This window comes from Flavobacterium sp. CFS9 (genome assembly GCF_041154745.1).
Taxonomy (GTDB): domain Bacteria; phylum Bacteroidota; class Bacteroidia; order Flavobacteriales; family Flavobacteriaceae; genus Flavobacterium.
Map to the genome: position 1 here is coordinate 3,822,919 of NZ_AP031573.1, position 19,496 is coordinate 3,842,414.

At 38.1% G+C, this 19,496-nt stretch carries 8 protein-coding genes; all 8 read right to left on the reverse strand.

Annotated elements, in window-relative coordinates:
* Position 1: 1 nt before the first annotated feature.
* The 8 genes from ACAM30_RS16165 to ACAM30_RS16200 all read right to left on the reverse strand — a co-directional run bounded on the left by ACAM30_RS16165 (position 2) and on the right by ACAM30_RS16200 (position 19,496).
* On the reverse strand, positions 2-3,259 hold the full coding sequence (locus tag ACAM30_RS16165; RefSeq protein WP_369615620.1) for a fibronectin type III domain-containing protein: 3,258 nt from the start codon (positions 3,257-3,259) through the stop codon (positions 2-4).
* Between the two features lie 35 nt (positions 3,260-3,294).
* Positions 3,295-5,745 (reverse strand): hypothetical protein, encoded by a 2,451-nt coding sequence (locus ACAM30_RS16170; protein WP_369615621.1) that lies wholly within the window; start codon positions 5,743-5,745, stop codon positions 3,295-3,297.
* An 88-nt stretch (positions 5,746-5,833) separates the two neighbouring features.
* Positions 5,834-12,406 carry a T9SS type A sorting domain-containing protein gene (locus tag ACAM30_RS16175; protein WP_369615622.1) on the reverse strand — a complete coding sequence of 2,191 codons (6,573 nt, stop codon included), beginning with the start codon at positions 12,404-12,406 and terminating at the stop codon, positions 5,834-5,836.
* A 22-nt stretch (positions 12,407-12,428) separates the two neighbouring features.
* Positions 12,429-13,634 carry a hypothetical protein gene (locus tag ACAM30_RS16180; RefSeq protein ID WP_369615623.1) on the reverse strand — a complete coding sequence of 402 codons (1,206 nt, stop codon included), beginning with the start codon at positions 13,632-13,634 and terminating at the stop codon, positions 12,429-12,431.
* Positions 13,635-13,638: 4 nt separating this feature from the next.
* On the reverse strand, positions 13,639-14,802 hold the full coding sequence (locus ACAM30_RS16185) for a hypothetical protein (protein ID WP_369615624.1): 1,164 nt from the start codon (positions 14,800-14,802) through the stop codon (positions 13,639-13,641).
* 4 nt (positions 14,803-14,806) lie between these two features.
* Complete coding sequence (locus ACAM30_RS16190) at positions 14,807-16,054, reverse strand: hypothetical protein (protein WP_369615625.1); 1,248 nt, start codon at positions 16,052-16,054, stop codon at positions 14,807-14,809.
* A 36-nt stretch (positions 16,055-16,090) separates the two neighbouring features.
* Positions 16,091-17,410 (reverse strand): hypothetical protein, encoded by a 1,320-nt coding sequence (locus ACAM30_RS16195; protein WP_369615626.1) that lies wholly within the window; start codon positions 17,408-17,410, stop codon positions 16,091-16,093.
* A 4-nt stretch (positions 17,411-17,414) separates the two neighbouring features.
* The gene (locus tag ACAM30_RS16200; protein WP_369615627.1) at positions 17,415-19,496 is read right to left on the reverse strand and encodes a fibronectin type III domain-containing protein; all 2,082 of its coding nucleotides are present in this window, start codon (positions 19,494-19,496) and stop codon (positions 17,415-17,417) included.

The following is a 19,496-nucleotide window of genomic DNA, read 5'->3' on the forward strand; positions in this document are numbered from 1 at the left end:
TTTACTTATTCTCTTTTATTAGCATTATTTTTTCATTATATTTTTCGGTTTCCCATTTTTTTCCCAGCGTATTTATATATCCAGATGCTTTTAATTCTAAATAAACTCCGTCGTGTAACAAACCATAATCAAATTTACCTCCATTATCATCTGTATAATAACCAATTCTTATTAATTCAGCTTTAGTAAGTCCGGAAGCTTCAATTCCTCCTGATAGATAATCATTGTCACCACCAAGACTAAATTCCGATTCTACTCCAAAAGCCATTTCTAATTTTAAGATTGCCGGATCAACTCCACTTTTTACAATTTTTTTAGTTTTGGACTCTACATACAAACGTTCTTCTACTGCAGCCTTAACTTCACCAAAAGATTTGGCAGAAGCTACAATGTCTATTTTTGCTGTAACTACTTTTTTAATTTTTTGGATTACCCATTCAGGTAAAGGAAGTCTTTCAAATGATATTGGCAATGACCAAATAGTTGCCTTCCCTTCAATACCTAATTCAAATCCACCTCCAGTTTTAGTTTCTCCAAAGTACAATCTGGAATCAGGATCTTCAACATTTCTAAATTCTTTTTCAAAAGGAATTATATTATAATAATACTGAATTCCTGATTCTTTCAATAAACCTTTATTTTGCACTTTTTTGATAAAAGGTATTTTATCAAAAAACTTTGTTGCTTTCTCAACCATTTTAGTTGCTTCAAAAGCTTTTTCTATTAGTTTATTTTTAAAGTTCCCGCTGGCTAATGAAAGAGAGTTTTTGTAATAACCTTCATCAACCCATTTAATACTTACATCTTTCGTTGTGATTTCAGGTGAACCTGAAATGTTCGTGAAGGTAGAATTTAAAACTTTATTATCATCAGCTAGACGAATTTTAATTTGAGTAGTTCCATTCTTGTTTTCATCATCAATACCATTAATTTTCCATTTTATATAGTCTTTTGGAATTTTGTTAAGATTTGTTTGACTTAAAATTGCTTTTATTTCTGTATTTCTATGATCTGTTTTTCTTGGTTTATTTACATAATACAGTGTTTCTCCAGCATTTGCAACCCTCTTTTTTAATTTAACTGAATTTGGAATATGAGTAGCTGTCAATCCATTTTGTGTAAATTTTTCCACAATTTTTTCAACCTCTACCCGTACTTTTGGACTACCTTCAATGCTATTTGCTTCAGCTTGTAAATCTTGTTTTAATAGGTTATTAGTAGTTTTAATATCTTCAATAGGTAAGGTACTCTTACTGGTTTTACTGTCATATCCACGTACCATTTCTGATTCGCCTGGTTTGTATATACTATAGCTTACTATGGCGTCCTTAGGTACCGTTTTCATTTCAAAGGTTTCTTCCATATGACGTCTATATGGTATTTTGATCCTGCCGCCATCATAATATTTTTGTCCTTTGTATTCTATAAAATAACCATTCTCAGTAACGGTTCCATTACTTGCGGTTGTTGTTGACGGTTCTCTAGTTTCATTTTTTACAGGAGTCGTTTCTTTTATTGGAGGAGGTGTAGGTTCAGGCTCGTCTACATCCACAACAGTAATAGGGTTATATTCAATCGGAGTTTCCGAAGGAGGTGTTGGATTATTAGGCTCAACAGCTTCTTCTTTTTCAGCAGCATCTACTTCTTCTTGTGTTGGTTTTGGCCCGAAAATAGATTCCATAATTGGATCATATTCTTCTGAAATATCATTCATCAATTTATCAACATCCAGGAATTTATCCCAGTTACCAGCATCATAACCGGCTACAATTTCTCCCGAAATTAATTTGAAATCGGTATTAAGCCCGATATTATCAAAGGTAATTTTGATACGGGTATTTTCGCTTAAGTTCCATTTTGAGTTGCCTTCACCATCTTTTGGGCTTAGGGCTTCAGCAGCATCAATAAGTTTCCTGAATTTTTCTAAGAAGGGAAGGGTTACATAACCTTCTCCCGAGAAATTACCATTACTTCCGGTTGCTTTTAAAACTACGATAGGAAAATCTCCCGCTGAAATGACATCATTCGGGAAAAGTTCCGGAAGTGGTGTTTGGTTGGTGAGATCTTTTGGATCCGGTTTGATACCACAGCCCTGAAATACAATTTCGTCTCTGGCAATGGTAGTGAATTCATATATGGAACTGTGAATATATTTACCCACATCGCAGGACGACCCTACGGTATATTCGTAGGTAGTGTTAGGCTTTAAATTGCTTAGCGTAATATTTTCTCTTGGCGTTACCGCTTTGTACCATTCCGAACCGGAATTTTTCTCACGATAGTTTACCTGATAGTCAAAATTATCGACGTTACCGCTCCAGTTTATCTTAGCCTGATCCTGGCCGATACTTTCGGTTTTAATGGCAAGGGGAGAGGTACAGAATACTTCATAGGTAAAAGCAAAGATTTCGGTATAACCGTTGTTTTTAAAAACTCCAATTTCTTCAGCCCCCTGAATAGCTTTTGCTTTAATGCGCCAGGCGTATTTTTTACCGGGAATCAGTTGAGGTTCACTCATGCCATATTGCAGCGTGGTCATTTTGGTAGTGGTGGTATACAACGGAGGTGAGTAAGCAAATGCATTTTGTACCGGGGTGTAATTGTCCCAGATTTCGACCAATGAAAATTCATACTCGACATTACTAACGTTGATGCTTCGCGGTGTCCAGCTGAAAACAATGTTTTGCAGGTTTTGCTGCATGATTGAAGCATTGTTCAAAGGCAGGTTCAGGAAGGGAGGTTCATTTTGAAAAATAACGGTAGTTGTACCCGTTTTTCGAGACAGTTTTTTTCCTGTAGCAAAATCATATACCTCTACATAAAAGTTACTGATTCCTTCGGGTAAAGGCTGCGCATATTGATTCGGATTTAAGCCCAACAGGTTTTGATACTGAAAGTAGGGCGCCAGATCAACATTAGTTAATTGCAATGGAAACCCTCCTTCAAGATACAGTGGTTTTGCTCCTACAACAAAATCGTTGTTGCTGAACGCAACTCCGTTGCCCTGAAAGTATATTTTTAATCGAACCTGACGATTGGAGATGGTCAAATCGTTAAGCAGTAGTTGAATTTTAATGGGACTGTTTATCGTAGTCGCATCGGCATATTTGCTTAAATAAATAGGTGATGGCTGCGCAATTTGAGTCGTAACCGAAATCGGGAACGTTTGTGCAAAGCCTTCAAATCCTATTAAGGCGCAGAGCAGCAGCAGGTACAGGTGTAAGTTTTTCAGCATTTTGGGTAATTGAATTTTATCCATTTTTTGTCAGGTTAGCAGGGAAGTATTGACTCCTTTTATTTTTGAATATGGTTAAGATCGATTTCATCAATGTTTGCATTTTTAAGTGCGAGATCGTGATAAAACGGTATCATTTTGACTTCGATAGCCGCTATTATTTCAGGACCGGATTTTTTTTCTTTTATCGATTTAAAAGCTTCTTCCATTTCTTCTGCACTAAAAACTACTGCAGCCGGATTTTGCTGTATTTCGGCAGCTGGAAGTTTGGTTAATGCCGAAATTTCTTTGAGCATCCATCGGTGACGTGTGAGTTGATCGCGATTTTTGTTACTTCGTTCTACCAATTTCTGATAGGATTTGTAAGCGGTTTTATCGGTAACGTTTTCTTCATTCACACCATGCAGTTTGTGGCTGTTTACTCTTCCTAAAGCCGAAACATAAGCATTTTCAAGACTTGCATCTTTGTCTTTCATCTCTGTTTCTAATTTTTTGGCAGCTTCGAGAACATAATCTTTGTATTTTTTTACGTTTTCTGCTTCGATATTGTAAGCTTCAAGATAATCTAATACTTTCTCTTTAAACTGTTTGTCATCCGGTGTAAGCGAAGCCAGAGTGAGTAAATGCTCTAAATTTGTGCTTTCTTTTTCCGGTAATGGGTTTAGTGCCAATTGCATTTCTTTTAATTGAGCTGTAATCTGATCCCGTGTTCCTTCAAAAGCTTTTCCGTTAAGGTTTATTTTCAGAATAGAAGTAAGGTTCATGTCTTCTTCTGTTTTTGGTTCTTTCTTCGGACGCATTTTGATTTTGTCAAAGGAATAGGAATAAGACAGTGTAGCCGTCATATCATTGTTTTTACCGGTGGCCGTTTTACTGAATAATGTGATGACACTCATGTTGAAATTGTGTTTTTCAAGATAAATGTAAGACCCGTTCAATCTGAAATTGAAGATGTCGTTTTGTTTCTGACCATTGGCATAGCTAGTATTGTAACTTGTCGAGGCATTGGCATTCATTTTTTTATCGAAAAACAGTTTGGAAGCTCCAATTGTTGGTCCGATAATAAAACTCTTCCCACCATCCGTTTGTCCATAGGTATTGTTTATAGAACCGTTGAAGCTGAGCTCTTTTTGAGGATACCCAAGAGAATAGGTAAGGGCTGAGTTGTAATAGGTCGATGCTCCGCCTGCAATTGTTTTTCCTTGCTGTTGGTTTACAGCATCCTGCATGGAGAAATTGGCACTAATTGCTTTTTTTAACTGTTTGTCATTTCTTAACAGATAATTTACTGTCAGACCTAAATTTTGGTTGACTTGCCTGAAGTTTAATGTATCTAAATACTCGTAATTGGAAACCTGATTGATGTAGTCAAACTGATTACGGCTGTTGGTGAACGATTGAAAGTTAGAATAGTTCAGGTTCAGGTTTAATTTTTGATTGGGTCTCAAATCGACATTAGCTGAGGTTACCAAACGTTTCATTTGGCTTTCTTTCTGCTTTTCTAAATTGTCTTTCTGAAGTCCTAAGTTTAAGGCAATCGACACTTTATCTTTATACAGATTTTGGGTCGCATTAACGGTTACGTTTTCTAAATCGTTATTAAAATAGTACCCTCCGAAGGTTCTGTAGTTGGGGTCAATTCGTTCGTAACCTAATCCTAAAGTTCCTTTTCCGGCCGGGTAAGCCAATTGTCCTTTGAAAGCATTATAACTAGTGGTAGTACTGTTTCTGCCCAATAGAAAAGAAGAAACCCCTTTTGCTTTTCCACCTGCTACAACTCTTAAATCTTCGGTTATACTGCTGCTGGCATATTCGGTAGAGACTTGTAGTTTTTGAAAAAGTTTAAAATTAGTTTCAAAACTAATGGCAGCATTTTCCTTTGGAGCGACATCCAGTTCAAAGGGTACGGGGTTGTTTAAAGAATTGATCTGATCTCTTGCTTTAAACAAAGTAAGTCCCAGGTTTATTTTCTCCAGGGAATAAGCGGTTTTAAATCCATATCCAAATCTTTTGTAAGCAGGAAGAATATCAGGATAGGCTGAATCAAATTCGTTGCTTTTTAATAAGCGTCCATACATCGCACTGATTTTAAATTTTCCCTGTGGAGTCAAATCTACTCCAAAACCGGTAAACTGATGACCGCTCAGTGTGTAAGGGGAGAAGGTCATGCTGACGTCTCCAATATGGGCAGTAATCCATTTATAAGAAGGATGTATGCTCAGACGATTCATTAAAACAGGTTTGTTGTACCCGAATTTTTGATTGGTATAAGAAAATGAAAGCGGTATGTTGTACAGATTAGCAATATTGAAATTGATGTTTCCGTTCAAAAAATAACTGAAAGGCTCTCGTGTGGCATTACCGGAATAGAATACCGTATTGGCTGATGCACCACCACTAACATTTATAAGTTTGGCTTTGCCGAGCTCCTGTACATTAAAGTTTTGCGAAAAAGCAAAGGTACCGGTGAATAGCAGTAGTGTAATTAAAATTATTCTTTTTAAAATCATTCTTTATGGGCCATGGAAATCAAGACCGTTTTCTTGATTTCCATTAGTATTTGAAATTTATAATTTTGCTTGCTGGATAAGTTAGAGTTTACTGAATAATGATTTTTCTCAATTTACTTCCTTGCTGTGACTCGAATAACACGAAATAGATTCCTGATGGAAGCCCGGTTAAACTAAAGTTGAACAGGTAATTGTCTTTACCTTCCTGTGTTTTTGAATCTATCAGTAAGTTGTTATTCAAATTATAAACCTTAACATGTGCCGGCATTACTTTATCCAGCAATACATCTACAGTAAAAGCTCCTTTTGACGGATTTGGATAGATTTTCAGATCGAATTTTTTGAAAGTCTGATCGTCCGGATTGTTTTCTTCGTATTCCCCTTCAGTTACTAAGACTGACTTGGTTTGAAAAGCAGTACAGTTTCCTTTTTTGGTGTTTAATGTAATGTCGTATTCACCAGCCTGACTGAAACTGATTTCGGCAAAATCTTTGTTTTTCGAGATTACGGTTGCACCGGCAGGAATTACCCATTCGATTTCATCGGCATCCGGATTACTGATGTCAACGATTATGAATTTCTCGTTTTTGAATACCTGACTAGAGACTGCAAATTCGGCACTAATTGGGGTATTCTGACTTGAAATTTTGATGGTATCTGTAGCCTCACAACCCAATTTATTGGTAACTACAACGGTATAATTTGCAGGTTCAGAAACGGTAACTATCGCTTTGTTGCTCTTGAAACCTTTATCAGAAGTCCATGAATAGGTTGCTTTATCGTCATCAATTGTGGCATTAATGGTTAAGGTCTGATCAAAACATAAAGTCACATCTTCTCCGATATTGATAACATCTTTCGGTGGATTGACAATGGTGTAGGTATGATTGATCACACAACCTTTGATGTCCGTAACGACAACTTTATATTCTCCTGCCGAAGCATTCTTTAAGACATTTGATGTTTCTCCGGTATTCCATAAATAAGTATAAGGCGCTTTTCCTCCTGAAGCGGTCAGGGTAATAGTCGCATCAGAACCGGCATAACAGGTTGGTATTTTAATAGTTTCGGCTGCTGCTAAATGAACAGGCGCTACAATGGTAATATCTTTTGTAATGGTACAACCGTGTTTGTCTGTGATTTTGACAAAATAATAACCCGGTGGGACATTTTTTATGCTAGCGGTTTGAGCACCCGTATTCCAGCTGTAGCTATACGGTAGTGTTCCTCCTGATGGATTAGTATCAATAGTCCAGTCGTTGAAGTCTCCACAAAGAGTATAGTCTGCCGTGAGGTTATTGTTCAGAACCTGAGGCTCAGTAACGATGAAAATTTGGCTGGTAGCCTTATTACCATTTGAATCTGTTGCGATTGTATAATAAGAACCTTTTCCGATACCTGTTAGAATAGTCGTTGTTGCTAATACGGTGGCATTATTTTCTGCAAACCATTGATAAGTATAGCTTTCGCCCGGTTTTAGGAATCCACCAATTGTATTTGGTTTCAAACTTCCGTTTTTATCTCCATTACATAAAACAACGTTTTGTACTGCTACACTAGTTTCCAGCAAAGGAGGTTCTGTAACTTCTAATAGTTGTGAAGTTAAGCTACAGTTTTTAGCATCTTTGATGATAACGTAGTAGTTTCCGGCAGCCAGGTTTATTGCTGTGGCTGTGGTCTGATTTAATGCGGTACCATCATTTTTGAACCAGTTATAGGTGTAGGCACCGTTTGCTCCCTGTGCCGTTATAGCAAGAGATCCGTTACTTAGTCCTTTTCCTGTAGCAGGAATTGATACAATTTTACTAATTGTTAAAGCAGTTGGAGACGTAATTTTTACGGTTGCCTCTGTGCTTGTACATTGCTGTGTGTCTTGTACCTGAATGGTGTATTCTCCATCGGCTAAATCAGTAATAACTGTTTTTGCTCCGTTTGTGAAATTTGTCCAATTTTTAACCAATATTCCATTTTGGAAATAACGGGATCTGAATATTCCATTTCCTCCTGCTGCTGTGATAGCAATACTTCCGTTTGTATCTCCTAAACATTTTACAGGTTCAGGAACGGTGGTAAAGGTTATATAATCAGGCTGAGTTATGATTATTGGAGCAGTGGTTACTTCAATTGCTTTTGAATCTTTTACAACAGCGTAGTAAGTACCTATTTTAGCATTGATGAGTTTGATGTTGTTCTCATTTGGCAATAAGACATTGTTTCTGTACCAGCTAATTTTTTTGGTTCCAAAACCTCCGGCTATTGTTGCTTCAAGAATCGCATTGTTGGATTCAAAGCAGGTCATGTCCTGAGTTTGTCTGATTGTGATGGTTAACGGATTATCAGTAAAATCAAAATCAGCGTATTTTGTACAGCCGGTTGCATCCTGAACAGATACATAATAGTGATCTTTAACTAAACCAGTAAAGTCGACCATTTTGGCCGCTGTATTTGAAATCGTTTTTACAACTGTTATGTTAGCCAGTGCATCTTTAGTGTAGAGTTTATACTCAAAATTTGGTTTTCCTCCTATAATTTCAAAATGCAGTGCACCGTCATTTCCGTTCAGAGCTGTAGGGTTGATATAGGTAATTTTATCAACATCGAATCCAAAATCTGCCGGTTGTGTGATGATGATGTTCTCCAGAATTCCGATACAATGGGTTGCATCAGCAGAATTGTAATTGGCGTCACGAACTTCTACTGCATAATCGCCTTCAGTAAGGGCGTTTAAGGCTACCGGTGTAAAGTTCTCGTATGCATTGGTGGCGGTGTTTCTTTTTTTCCATTGATAGTTATAAACAGGAGCACCATTTACGATGAAAGGTGTTCCTCCGGTAACTGCTATTTGAATTGCTCCGTCTTGTCCCGCGAAACAACTCACGGGAGTTTTTGAGATTAAGTTTACCACAACGGCGGTAGGCTGTTTGAATGTTACGTCAATCGTATTAGAGTCTACATTGCCCACATCGGTAGCGGTAAGTGAGTAGTCTCCGTCTGGAATGTTTTTAAAACTGGCCGTGTTTTGAACGATAGTTACGACAGTTCCGGTTGTTTTATTTCTTAGTTTATAAGTGTAAATTCTGTCAATTTGGTTTTGTGTAAAAGTGGCTCCTCCGGTTGCAATAGCTTCTAAAGTACCTGATAAACCGTTACATTTTGCCTGTAAATGAGTTTCTGTCAATACAGGTTTTGTAGGTTGTTCTATTGTATAATTGTTGGTGATTGTACATAATTTTGAATCGGTTATCAAAACGGTATAAACTCCTGCAGGAACATTGTTTAAGACAGGACTATTAGTTCCTACTACCATGTTCGAACTATTTTTCCATTGATAGGTATATCCCGGAGTTCCGCCCTCTACGGTGATTGCAATTTTACCGGTCGACAAGCCAAAACCTGTTGTTGGGGTAACCGTCTCACTGCTGATGAAAACAGATTTTGCAGGTTCAGCAATATTAACAGTTTGTGCTTGTGTCTGACATCCGTTAGCGTCACTTATAAATATGGTGTAGCTTCCGTTAGACAATCCTGAAATGATTCCGTTTTGAGCATCAACTGTTCCGGCACTTGTTACAATAGTGTAGGGTTTGGTGATGTCAGCAAATTTTGTACCTCCTGTGATGGTTAATTTTACAGTACCGTTACTTCCGCCATGACACGATACATCTGTTTTTACAAAGGTGAATGCCAGTTTATCAGGTTGCGAAATGGTAAAAGTATTGGTGCCAAAAAGAATATTATTCTTCTGGTCTTTTACGGTGATAGTATAATTTCCGGCTCCAAGATTTGACGCTTTTGAGCTGGTTGAATTGGCTGTATTATTTTCTGTATGACTATATTTTACTCCGGTTGTGTTGTTGAGCCATTCAAATGTATAGGCTTTTACACCCCCGGTTACTACAGCTGTAAATTCGGCAGGTGAATCACCATAACAGGCTATATTTGTATTTGGAGTCTGTGTGATACTAATGATTTCAAGTTTATCAGGCTGGATGATTTGATAGTCTGCTTTTGGAAGACTACAGCCATTAGCGTCTTTTACAATTAAATGGTAAATTCCAATACCCAGATTTTGTATGGAGGCAGTTGAACCAATTATTGTTGGCGATGCATCTTTTGTCCATTCATAAGTATAATTAGGTTTTCCACCTGAAACCGTTACCGCTATGCTACCATTTTGAGTTTCAAAACCGGTTAGATCAATTGGGGTAGCGCTCTCAATTTTTAATGGTGCATTTGGCTGTGTAATTTCAACAGGAATAGTAAGTGTTTCTGTACACCCGTGATCGGCACGATCAGTTACGGTAACATTATAAGTACCAATTGTAAGTCCTGACAAATCATCAGAAGTGGAATAATTTACTCCGTTTTTAGTCCATTGCTGTGTGTAAGGACCAGTTCCTCCTGTGATCGTAATATCAATAGCACCGGTTGCGGCACCATAACATAAAACATCTGTTTGCTTGGTTAAGGTTACGGTTAATTTATCCGGTTGTTGTAAATCATAGTTGAGTTGTTCTGCTTTTGCAAAAGGACCCGCTGGTTCAGGATTTGCCGTGTCGGTTACAGAAACACTGTACTTTCCGACAGCATAATTTGTGATTTCCGATGTAGTTTCAGACGGAAGTACAATTCCATTTTTCTTCCACACATATTTGTAAGGTGCAATTCCACCTTTAGCAAGAGCGACCAATTTTCCGTTAGAATCTCCATTACATTTAATAAATTGGGTTTCTTTGATCTGAACTTCCAATAAGTCCGATTCGGTTACCGTATAGTCCTTTGTAACGATACAGCCCGCATTGTCTGCAGTATTAGCACTAGCATCTCTAATTTCTAAGCGATAAGTTCCTGCTTTCAGAGCGGTTATATCTCTCGTCGTTCTCGGAAAAGTAGGATCACCGGCACGGGTCCAGTTGTATTTGTAAATCGGAGTACCACCTGCAGGATCAGCAGGGAATATTATGGAACCTGTATTTTGACCAAAAATGGCGACATTTTTAATGACTGGTGTTGGAACAACTATTGGATCAGGCTGGGTAATTACTATATTGTCTAATCGGGCAGGGCAGCCATTGTCATCGGTAACGGCAACCCAGTAGGTACCAGCGGGAACATTGCTTAGTCTTGGAGCTGTACTTCCGTTACTCCATAAATAATAGTAAGCACCGGTTCCTCCCGAAACAGTAACGTCTATCGCTCCATCATTTCCGCCATTACAAGAAACATTACGGCGTTGTGCAGCTGAGTTTTTTACATTAAGTACTTCATCTGGTTCTGTTATCTTATAAATTATTGAAGTTATGGTGTTATTAGTAGCATCCGTTACTTTAACAGTATAGTCTCCTTTAAAAATTCCGCTTAGAGTTGCCGATTCTTTACCGGGCATTTCAGTTCCGTTTAACAACCATTGAAATTTATAATTAGGGGTAGTAGTGTTTAGTGTTCCGCCACTTGCTACTACGGTTATGCTACCCGTAGGCTGGCCTTTACATTTGATGTTGGTCTGATCTTGCTTAGTTACTTCCAATGCTTTTAATTCGATTATTCCGGAAGTTTTATCACATCCGTTTTTATCGACTACTTTGACTTGGTAACTGCCATTTCCTAAGCCTGTAATGGCATTGGTGTTAGCGGTAAAGGGTTGGCCATTTTTAGTCCAAGAGTAAATATAGTTACCTGCCCCGCCAGTTACTGAGATTGTTATTGTTCCATCAGTTGCTCCGGACGATGTAGGTTGTGTTTTTGCATCAAGCTTAATTTCTAGTGCAGGAGGTGATGGTTTAATTTCTGTGGTTATATTATTGCTAAACGTACATAAATTTGCATCTGTTACCGTGTACTTATAGTTACCAGCTTTTAAACCGGTTCTGTTTATACTTGTGCTGCCGTCATTCCAAAGCACTGATAGTGGAGCAACTCCACCCTTTAAGCTTATTTGAATTTCACCATCATCTGTTCCGAAACAGCTAACATCTTTTTTAGAAAGTACCACTGATTCTATTTGAGGATTAGGCTCTAATAACACTACAGGTCCGGTAGCAGGATTTCCTTTGCTATCGGTAACTTCAACTTTATAATAACCGGCAGTTTGCCCTGAGACATCGGGATTTGTACTTGGTCCCGAAATCTTACTGGAGTTATTTCCGGCTGCGTCACATTTGTACCAGGTATAATTGTAAGTTCGGTTTATTGGTGTTGCGCTGTAAGGATAACCTCCAACAGCTGAAGCTGTCAGATTGCCTGTTCCTCCGGGGCATTTTATATTGGCTGGTTTTGGAGTACTGACGATTAGCGCTTGGGGTTCGTAAATTATAAAAGGAATATTACCACTTGTACAAACTCTGTCTCTGTCTTTCGCGTACATGACGTAGCTTCCGGCTGGCAGAGAAGTCCAGGAAACCGGGGTATAAGGCTGCCCATCTTTGGTAAAGTAATAAACGTAGTCGCCTGTACCTCCTTCAAAAATAATAGAAAACGTACCATTGGCTCTGCCATTTTCTGTCGCATTGGTATAACTCAAAGTACCAGATGTAACTGTAATTGTTTTTGGCGTTGTGATTGTAATGGTTCTCGCTCCGTTAACTGCCGGTTGAGGGTCCGGAGCCTGAGAATATCCCAATAAACTCGTAAGAAACAGTAGTAGTAAGTAGATTTTTTTCATAATGGTATGGTTGTTCGGGAATTTATTGTTCTTCGCAATTGAATTTGTCAACGATTTTAACGGTATGAGGTCCATCAGTGGTTATGGGGATCTGGTGATAACCGGAAAACTCTATTTTTTTTGGTACGGGCTGACCATTTATCATTTCAGTCTGGTTGTCTAAAATGTAATAGTACGGAGTGGTTCCGCCAGCAGCGTGTACTTCTATTGCACCTTTGTTGTCACTGCAAAGAGGCTGCATGGCCTTTGCCCAAAAAGTTAAAGGTGTTTTCTCTTCTATGGTAAAAGCATCTGTAACAATAGCGCTTAAGCCTACTTTTTGACCGTTATCCGATATGCTTTGTGCCTGGTATTTTATTTTATAAGTACCCGAGGCTATATCATTCCAGGTATACGTTTTATTAGAAACTTCATTTTCTGAGGCATAAATACTCGAGATAAAACCTGTATCAGGAGCGACCGGATTGGCATGGAAGAGATTCAGAAGAAGTTTGTTACCTGTTTTTAGCGCCGATTTAAATTTTAGAGTAGCACTGCCTGTTGCTGTATTGCTGCATTTAACAGGGGTTGCTTCCGGTTTTTTTTCAGCCAGTTCTGGTGAACAGCCGATAATATTATAAATGATTGTATTTGTAAATTGCGTTTGATAACCTGCCTGAAAGAAAATTTGAGATTTACCATCGTAATCGCCAATGTCTTTGAGGTTAAAAGTAATGGCTCTTTTTCCCTGAAATTGAGAAGGCATGGGTTTCCATCCCGTTGCATCGTATTGGTATTGCCAGTTCCATCCATTGGTTAAAGTAACAACGTCGTCGGCACAAAGGTTATTGGAAACAGGTTGTGTAAGATGAATGGTCCACGCTACTGAATTACCCACACAACCCCCAAAGTTTTCCTGAGTGCTCACTGCCGGATTGTATGGAATGGTATATTCCTTTGAACAATTTACCTGACCGTTGCTTTTCTGTTCGAGCGCTAAGAAATATAATTCATTAATATTCGTAGTGTAAAAAAAGTCATATTGCACTTTTTCCTGAGAGAGAGGAAGTATATTACGGGTTGTAAAAACCAGTCCTTCATTTCTCCTTCCTTCAATAGTATATCGGGTTGTCTGTGTACCTGGTGTTTTGGGATTTATTGTAGATCGGATCAATAATCCATACTCCGTCTGCCCCTGAACGACGAGGGTTGTTAAAAAGAATAAGAGTAAGAGTAATTTTTTGTTCATTATGTTATTTTTCAATGCAATCAGAGTCGTCTACAACGACTACTTTGTGATCTCCATCTGTTGTAATGTTGATGGTGTGGGGATTAGTGAAAGGATGTTTTTGTGACAAAGGCTCGCCATCTAAAAGATAGTAGTAGGAGTTTGATCCACCGGTAGCAGTTATAAGTATTCCTTTTGGGTCTGTACTGCAGTTTGGTTGTACTGCTGTTGCTGTAAAAGTTAAGGGTGCTCTTGGGGTAATTGTAAAATTGCTAATAGTAGACAATGTGGAAGGAGTACCATTACCAAACTGTGTTTGAAATTTAAATTGGTATTGCCCAGGAGGGATATTTTTCCATTTATAACTAAGTGCGGACACTTTTTCTACTTCAGGATCATTTGAAGTTGCAGAAGTCACACTACCATTACCTACAGGATTGCGATTGAAAAGATATTTCTCACCTGTTTCTAATGGCCTGCTAAAAGTAAAGATTACACTGCCATTGCTGTAACTGCAAGCGGTAATATTTGGGTCGGAGGTAGCAGAAAGTGTAGGAGAACAAGGTATAATGTTGTAAGTAACTACATTAGAATAAACATTTTCATCAGGTGCACTCGGGTCGGAGTCAATTAAAACCCTGAAAATTATAGTTCCCGAATAATTGTTTAGGGCCGGATAATTAGCTTTAACAAATTCAAAGCTTTGATTGGGTGTGGTAGTAATGTTCATAGGAGTGAAATTAACACCGTTAGTGCTGTATTCCCATGAAAAACGATAGGGGCCCGGACAGCTTACCGCGGTAAGTGTTTTTTTATCGCAAAATAAATTGGTAAGTACGGTTGGTTCGGGTAAAACGGCATTGGTTATTCCCCAATAACAATTATCCATGTTAATTGTACTTTGTTCATAACAGGCCATAGGATCACGCCAGGCACAGCCAAAACTGGTATCGGCTATCGAAATAAGTTCCACATATGTTGGGTTCTGACTAAAGACATGATAATCTCCAAATTCGGCAACTGGTGTAATAACGGTGTTGCCGGACATAAAGTAATAGGACTGTAATGCAGCGCATTCGTTGACACAGGTACCCATACTATGACGGACGATGTACAGTTTTTGCGAATAACTCTTACTGACAGATAAGAGCATTAGGGTTACTAAAAAAAGATAAATGATTTTCTTCATAGTGTTATTTTTCGATACAATCAGAATCGTCTACGACGATTACTTTATGTTCGCCATCTGTTGTTATTTTTATGGTATGAGGACTTGTAAAGGCATGTTTTTGTTCTGGTAATTCACCGTCTAAAAGATAATAGTAAGAGTTTGACCCTCCTTTAGCCGTTATTAGGATCCCTTTTTCGTCTGTACTACAGGCAGGTTGTACCGCTGTTGCAGTAAAAGTTAAGGGGGGACTGGGAGTAATGGTAAAATTGGTCACTGTCGACGGAGTAGAAGGGGTATTGTTCCCAAACTGTGTCTGATACTTAAAATCATATACCCCTGCAGGTATATTTTTCCATTTATAACTAAGTGCAGAAATTTTTTCTACCTCAGGACCATCTGAAGTTTCAGAACTGGGAACCCCATTGCCTACAGGAATACGATTGAATATGTATTTTTCGCCCGGTTCCAGAGGTCTGCTAAACGTAAAGGTCACACTGCCATTGCCATAACTGCAAGTGGTAAGGTTTGGACTCGAGGTATGATCTAATTTTGGTGAACAGGGTATTATGGAATAGGTTGCAATATCTGACTCAAAGGTTTCAATTTTATTGGTATTCAGATTTTCATAATCAACAACAAATCTAATAAAAAGGTTTCCTGTATAATTTTTCAAATCCGGAACATCTTTGAAGTTAAAGTTTAGCCCTTTTTCGGTATATTGTGCGCCATAAGTAAAGTATTTCCATTGTGTATCGGTACTTTTTTTGTACTGCCACGAATAGCCTGCACCTGACAGCTGTATTTGTTTTAAAATCGTAAGATTATCACAATTACCAATCATGCCGTTTGTTTGCGGCAGGTCCAAAACCAGAAAGTTGGTGCGGCCATGACAAACTCCCATAGATAGGTTTTTTGGAGCAACCAGAGTAGTCTGATCATTTTGACGGCATTCCGGTCCGCCCATTTGAGTTGGTTTAACAACATATGAACCATTGATCGTAATTTTAAGAGGGTATTTAGACGCATCATACTGCACCAGATCATATGTAGTTTTGACATCGTCATCGTTGTTCGTTAGGTCATAGGCTTTACCGAAAGCCGTAGCTCCGTTAGCAGTGATGTTTACACTGTACGTATTGGATTTGAGGTCAGGACCGTATCTCGTTAACTGTGTTTCAATTAGTATTTTACCGGTTTGACCATAGGTGACCTGAGCCGCAAAAAAAGCGACTAGAATCAAAATATAAGTGGTTTTGTGTAAAATATTCATTATTGAATGTTTAGAATAGTATCGTATTTCTTGAAGTTATTTTTCCATGCAGTCAAAACGGTCCAGAACAATCACTTTATGGTCACCATCGGTTGCAATTGGTATGATGTCAGGATTTTTAGTAAGCTCTTTTTTGCTTTCATTATCTAAAATGTAGTAGTAAGGAGGTGATCCTCCATCCACTAAAATCTCAACACCACCTTTATCAGTATTGCATTGAGGCTGCACAGCGGTTGCTTTAAAAGTTAACGCCGTAGTATTTTCTATTTTAAAAATCGGAGTTTCTACCGGACTGGATCCAATTGTGGTATTAGGATCAGAAGTGTTTTGTGTTTGGTATTTTATCATATAAGAACCGGGAGCAAGTCCTTCCCAGGTATAGGCTCTATTGGTAATATCCGTATCTTTTGCAAACCTGTGACTTCTGAATGCACCATTTTCATATAAAGTAAGAAGCAACTTTTGGCCCGATGGAACGTCCGAAAGGAAATTTAAAGTTACACTGCCATTTGGTTCGTTATAACATTTAACCTTAGCAGCTACCGGGGCACCATTAAGTTTAGGAGAGCAGGGAATAAATTTGTAGGTTAAAATATCAGAATAATCATTTGCACCGCCACTTCCGGTTCTGGTGTATCTCGCCCTTAATTGAAAATTTTGGTTCAATTGCAGATTAGGGATGGATGTAAATGTTATTGGTATGTTTTGTGCCGATCTTGAGGCATAAGGTAATAACTCTTTCCAATTTGCAGTGTTTGGATCATAATATTCAACGGCAAAAGTCATAAAGCCACTTTCACCAACTACGGCTACCGTAAAATTAAAAGTCTCACATTGTTTCAGCTCTGAATTTGAAACATTGTAATTGTTTACTTCCACTAGTGTCTGCAAATAGAAGAATTCAAACTGAGTATTGTGTGTAACCGTAACGTTATCAAAATTATAAGCAAAGTTAGATTGCCAGTAACCGGAATACGGACCTGTCATAAATGGTGCATGTTTCTGAAAGAATCCCGAAGATACGTTATCAACTGCTCCACTAAGACGCAATGGGGTATTGGAAACAACGACACCATCCATCGGACTAGCACCTGAATTTTTTAAAACATACGAAAATGAACTGCTTGAGCCCGTCGAACTTGCATTGGCATAAGTTCCGTTAAAGGGATATGTATCACCAGTGTTTAAGTAAAAGTAAACGTTTCGGCTGGTGCTTGGTGATTTTCTTAAGTCCCACTTCACTTTATACTTGTACGTTGTCTGACCGTTAATGAGCTGCATACCAAAAACAGTCAAAAACAGACAGGCCATTTTTAAGGTTAGAGATATGTTTTTGTATGTAATAAATAGTTTCATGTATTTAGAACTTTACAGTGAAAAAATCCATTTTTGAGGTTCTTCCATCTTTAAATGTTGCTCTGATACCGTATTGGTATGTTGTATTAATGGTAATGGTAGGATCTGGTAAAAAGCGTGTTTTTCCCGGAACAATCTGAATCAATTGCAATGGATCTTTATCTGAAGCTTTGTAGATTTCGAAACTGTCAACTTCATTGTTTGCGTAATCCCAGGACAAATCAATAGTATTGGAAGTTTTATTGGGCTGAGCGAAAAAACCTTTCACAGCAGGCATTACAGAATATTTTGGAACAAATAAAGTTAATCCCGGCGAAGGATTAGAAACTAAATTACTCTCGTCTTTGGCAAAAATGGCATAACGGTAAGTGTTACCTTCAACCGCCGTTTTATCCTGAAATTTTTCTTCCTTATTCTTGGTTTCCAAAATCAGTGTCCAGTCTTTTTGATCATTTTCTTTTCTGTACAGCTGGTGTACTGCCACATCTTCACTCTGACTGTTTACCCATTCCAGAAAAATAGCTCCTTCTTTGATTTTGAAGCTGGTAAAAACAGGTGAAGTAGGAGGGATTACATCTGGTTTTTTAATAATTAAAACATCTGAGAAATCAGACATATTGTAATGATAATCTACAGCAATAACTTTGTAATAAACCTTACTGTTCAAACTTTTAACAAGCACTTTGTCCTGAAAAGAGTTTGGTTCGCTGGGGCTTACAGTCAGCTGAGTAAGTTCTTCTTCTGCGGTATTTCCTCTGTAAATACGATAACCTAACAGATCTTTTTCTTTGTTAGGATCCCATGTTAATTTCACAACACCCAAACTGTCTATAACTCCTTTTAAGCCAACTGGTTTAGAAGGAGGTATGGAGTCTACGGGCTGTACAAGCATAGGAAATGAAGTTCTGTTGCTGCCTTGTTTTCCAAGCGCCGTAATCGTAAAATAATTCGTCGATAAAAGTTTGTTGTACGTAACTGAGCGGCTTTTGGCCGGGATATTTTTCACCACTTTTGTATAGCCGTCAGTATCAGTATCTGAACGGTTTAATTCAAATCCAGTGATTTCATTATCACCTTCTGCCGGAAATTCCCAGGTTAACGTAACGGTGTTTTCATCTTTAAATTCTTTGACAGTAAGATGAGGAACATATTTTAAGATCGTGGTTCCTTTTCCTGTTATAACTTGTGAATAAGGGCCTAATTCACCAAAAGGTGAAATTCCCTGAATTCTGTAGCTGTACGGTTTATTGTTCGCAATAGAATCAACATAGAAAATTTGACTGTTACTGGTGTTTTCCTGATTTAAACTGGTGTAAGGCTTATCAGTAATTCTCTCAAAAGTTTTTTTATCGGTGGAACGTTCTACAAAATAATTGGCATAGGTATGCGAAAGTATTTTAAAATTCCAGCTTAACATGGTGCTGCCGTCTGTAAAATGAGCCGTAAAATCCATTGGTTTTGGAAGAGGCTGATAATCCTCTAATCCAACGAAAATTCCGCCATAAGCAATTGCAGCCTCTTTTTCAGGCACGTTTGAGATTATCCTGTAGGCATATTTTTCGTTAGGTTTAACCGTTTTATCTTCAAATCCAAGGCCAGCTTTTTTTGCAATTTCGTAATCCCTGTCAGCGGTTAACAGAGCAAACGTAAACCTTTGCTCGTTTTCTTCAGAAAGGTTTATGATGTTCTCTAGTTTATCTGTTCCGGTAACCGAGAAATTTTCGCCATAAATGGCTTGTGCTACGATGGCAGCATTGTCGTTCTTTTCAATTAATTTTTCCCATGTTTCCAGTGGCTCAGGTTTCAAAGCATTAATTAGAACTACTTTTTCAGGGGTTGGTAAAGTTTTATTGTTACGGGTAACGGTATAACGTTCTACAGTATAGCCATAAGTATTTAGTTTTTTCCAGGCCATCGCATTGCTGACAGCCCATCTTAACAAAATTCTGTCCTTTTGCACTCTGGCTATAACTTGTATTTCCGATTTTATTTCGTTTGGATTCGCTTCTCCCGTATCATTTTTCTCTTGTGCATAGTGAGTACCGGTTATTATAAAAGTAAGGAGAATTAAAAATTTAAGCTTCAT

Bases quoted from the DNA above. Each gene is read 5' to 3' on its own strand.
- ACAM30_RS16180 (WP_369615623.1), bottom strand. From the start codon at position 13,634: ATGAACAAAAAATTACTCTTACTCTTATTCTTTTTAACAACCCTCGTC.
- ACAM30_RS16165 (WP_369615620.1), bottom strand. From the start codon at position 3,259: ATGGATAAAATTCAATTACCCAAAATGCTGAAAAACTTACACCTGTAC.
- ACAM30_RS16190 (WP_369615625.1), bottom strand. From the start codon at position 16,054: ATGAATATTTTACACAAAACCACTTATATTTTGATTCTAGTCGCTTTT.
- ACAM30_RS16185 (WP_369615624.1), bottom strand. From the start codon at position 14,802: ATGAAGAAAATCATTTATCTTTTTTTAGTAACCCTAATGCTCTTATCT.
- ACAM30_RS16195 (WP_369615626.1), bottom strand. From the start codon at position 17,410: ATGAAACTATTTATTACATACAAAAACATATCTCTAACCTTAAAAATG.
- ACAM30_RS16175 (WP_369615622.1), bottom strand. From the start codon at position 12,406: ATGAAAAAAATCTACTTACTACTACTGTTTCTTACGAGTTTATTGGGA.
- ACAM30_RS16200 (WP_369615627.1), bottom strand. From the start codon at position 19,496: ATGAAGCTTAAATTTTTAATTCTCCTTACTTTTATAATAACCGGTACT.
- ACAM30_RS16170 (WP_369615621.1), bottom strand. From the start codon at position 5,745: ATGATTTTAAAAAGAATAATTTTAATTACACTACTGCTATTCACCGGT.